1 protein-coding gene is annotated in these 2973 nt (G+C 67.5%); it reads left to right on the top strand.

Annotation, left to right across the window (positions count from 1 at the left end):
- Positions 1 to 2973 (top strand): amino acid adenylation domain-containing protein (locus ACH4U7_RS53095; protein WP_398534929.1); only part of this gene is annotated, 2973 nt, incomplete at its 3' end.

The raw sequence follows: 2973 nt of genomic DNA, 5'->3' as shown, positions 1-2973 counted from the left end.
GTGGGTCGGGTTGATGTGTTGGGTGAGGTTGAGCGGCGGCGGGTGTTGGTTGATTGGAATGATACGGGGTGGCCGGTTTCGGGTGTGGTGGTGTCGGAGTTGTTTGAGGAGCGGGTGGGGTGTGATGCGGGTGCGGTGGCGTTGGTTTTTGAGGGTGAGGTGTTGTCGTATGGTGAGTTGAATGTGCGGGCGAATCGGTTGGCGCGGTATTTGATGGGGCGTGGGGTGGGTCCGGGGTGTTTGGTGGGGGTGGTTTTGTCGCGGGGGTTTGATTTGGTGGTGGTGTTGTTGGCGGTGTTGAAGGCGGGGGCGGGGTATGTGCCGGTGGATCCGGGTTATCCGGCTGAGCGTGTGGGGTTTGTGCTGGGGGATGCGGGGCCGGTGCTGGTGGTGACGGATTCGGTGGTGGTGGGGTCGGGTGTGCTGGGTGGGGTGGTGGGTGTGGATGTGGTGGTGGTGGATGAGGCTGGTGTGGTGGCTGGGGTGGCGGGTTGTGGGGGTGGGGATGTGGTGGCTGGTGAGCGGTTGGGGGTGTTGTCGGGTGATCATCCGGCGTATGTGGTGTATACGTCGGGGTCGACGGGGCGGCCGAAGGGTGTGGTGGTGCCGCATCGCGGGCTGGTGAATTTCCTGCGGGTGGCGGCGGGGTTCTGTGGGCTGGGTGTGGGTGATCGGTTGCTGGCGGTGACGACGGTGGCATTTGATATCGCGGTGCTGGAGTTGTTCTTGCCGTTGGTGTCGGGTGCTGGTGTGGTGGTGGCGGGGTCGGGGGTGGTGCGGGATGTGTTTGCGCTGGGTGGGCTGGTGGAGTCGGCGGGTGTGTCGGTGATGCAGGCGACTCCGTCGTTGTGGCAGGAGTTGGTCTCCGGGGTGCCGGAGTGTGTGGGTGGGTTGCGGATGCTGGTGGGGGGTGAGGCTCTGCCGTCGGGGCTGGCGGAGCGGATGTGTGAGCTGGGCAGTGAGGTGGTCAACTGTTACGGGCCGACGGAGACCACGATCTGGTCGACGGTGGCCGTGCTCAAGGAGCAGGACACCGGCACACCGGCTCCCGCCGGGGATGACAAGGCCGGGATGGGTGTGGGTGTGGGTGTGGGTGTGGGTGTGCCGCCGATTGGGCGTCCGCTGGGGAACACGCGGGTGTATGTGCTGGATGGTGGGTTGCGTCCGGTGGGGGTGGGTGTGGCTGGGGAGTTGTATGTGGCGGGGGCGGGTGTGGCGCGGGGGTATTGGGGGCGTGCGGGGTTGACGGGTGAGCGGTTCGTGGCCGATCCCTTCGCCCGGGTTCCGGGTTCGCGGATGTACCGGACGGGGGATGTGGTGCGGTGGCGGGCGGATGGGCAGCTGGAGTTCCTGGCGCGTGCGGACGCGCAGGTGAAGGTGCGGGGTTTCCGTATCGAGCCCGGTGAGATCGAAACGGTCCTGGCCGGTCATGGGGCGGTGGCTCAGGCGGTGGTGCAGGTCCGGGAGGACCGGCCCGGCGACAAACGACTCGTCGCCTACCTCGTTCCCACAGATGTCGGTGTGGGGGTTGATGTCGGGCAGGTACTGGCAGGGGCCAGGGATCGGCTGCCGGATTACATGGTGCCCTCGGCCCTGGTGGTGCTGGAGCGGCTGCCTTTGACGCCGAATGGGAAGGTGGACCGTAAGGCCCTGCCCGCCCCCGACTACACGACCGCACTCACCCGCCGCGCGCCGCGCACACCGCGCGAGGAGATCCTGTGCGGGCTGTTCGCGGAAGTGCTGGGTGTCGCCGACATCGGCATCGACGACAACTTCTTCTCCCTCGGCGGACACTCCCTCCTCGCCACCCGCCTCATCAGCCGCATCCGCACCACCCTGGACGTCGAACTCACCATCCGCGCGCTCTTCGAGTCCCCGACCGTCGCGGGACTGAGCGCACGAGCAGATCAAGAAACCAGCCTGGCACGCCAGCCATTGACCGGCAGGCCACGGCCCGAAACCGTACCCGTCTCCTTCGCCCAACGCCGACTGTGGTTCCTCGGCCAACTCGAAGGCCCCTCCGGCACCTACAACATCCCCATGTCACTACGGCTACGCGGCCAACTGGACACCGACGCCCTGCGCCTGGCCGTGGGGGACGTGGTCGGGCGGCATGAGAGCCTGCGGACACTCTTCCCCCAGACCGACGGCCAGCCCCGCCAGCACATCGTCGAGGGTGATGCGGCGGTGCCGCCGCTGACCGTGACCGAGACGGTCACGGAGGAAGAGCTGCCCGAAGCCCTGGCCCGCGAGGCCCGCACAGGCTTCGACCTCGCCCGCGACCTTCCCCTGCGCGTGCGGCTGTTCGTCCTCGGACCGCAGGAGTACGTACTGCTGGCGGTCGTGCATCACATCGCCGCCGACGGCTGGTCGATGACACCCTTCGCCCGCGACCTGTCCACCGCCTACCAGGCCCGCATCACCAACCACACCCCCCACTGGCCCGCCCTGCCCGCACAATACGCCGACTACACCCTGTGGCAGCGCGACGTCCTGGGCAGCGAAGACGACCCCGGCAGCCTCATCTCCACCCAGCTGGAGTACTGGACCACCACCCTGGCCGGCGCGCCCGAACAACTCGAACTGCCCACCGACCACCCCCGCCCGGCCACCGCCTCACACCACGGCAACAGCATCACCCTGCACATCCCCGCAACCACCCATACTCATCTGGCCGACCTGGCCCACGACAGCGGCGCAAGCCTCTTCATGACCCTCCAGGCCGCACTCGCCGTCCTCCTCACCCGCATGGGCGCCGGCCACGACATCCCCATCGGCACCCCCATCGCCGGACGCACCGACGACGCCCTCGACAACCTCATCGGCTTCTTCGTCAACACCCTCGTCCTCCGCACCAACACCCACGGCAACCCCACCTTCCGCGAACTCATCCACCGCACCCGAGAAACAGACCTCACCGCCTACGCACACCAAGACATCCCCTTCGAACGCCTCGTCGAGGTGTTGAACCCG

The organism is Streptomyces sp. NPDC020845, assembly GCF_044334165.1.
Lineage (GTDB): Bacteria > Actinomycetota > Actinomycetes > Streptomycetales > Streptomycetaceae > Streptomyces.
The sequence above is the reverse complement of the archived record's forward strand: the minus strand, read 5'-3'. Positions and strand labels throughout refer to the sequence as shown.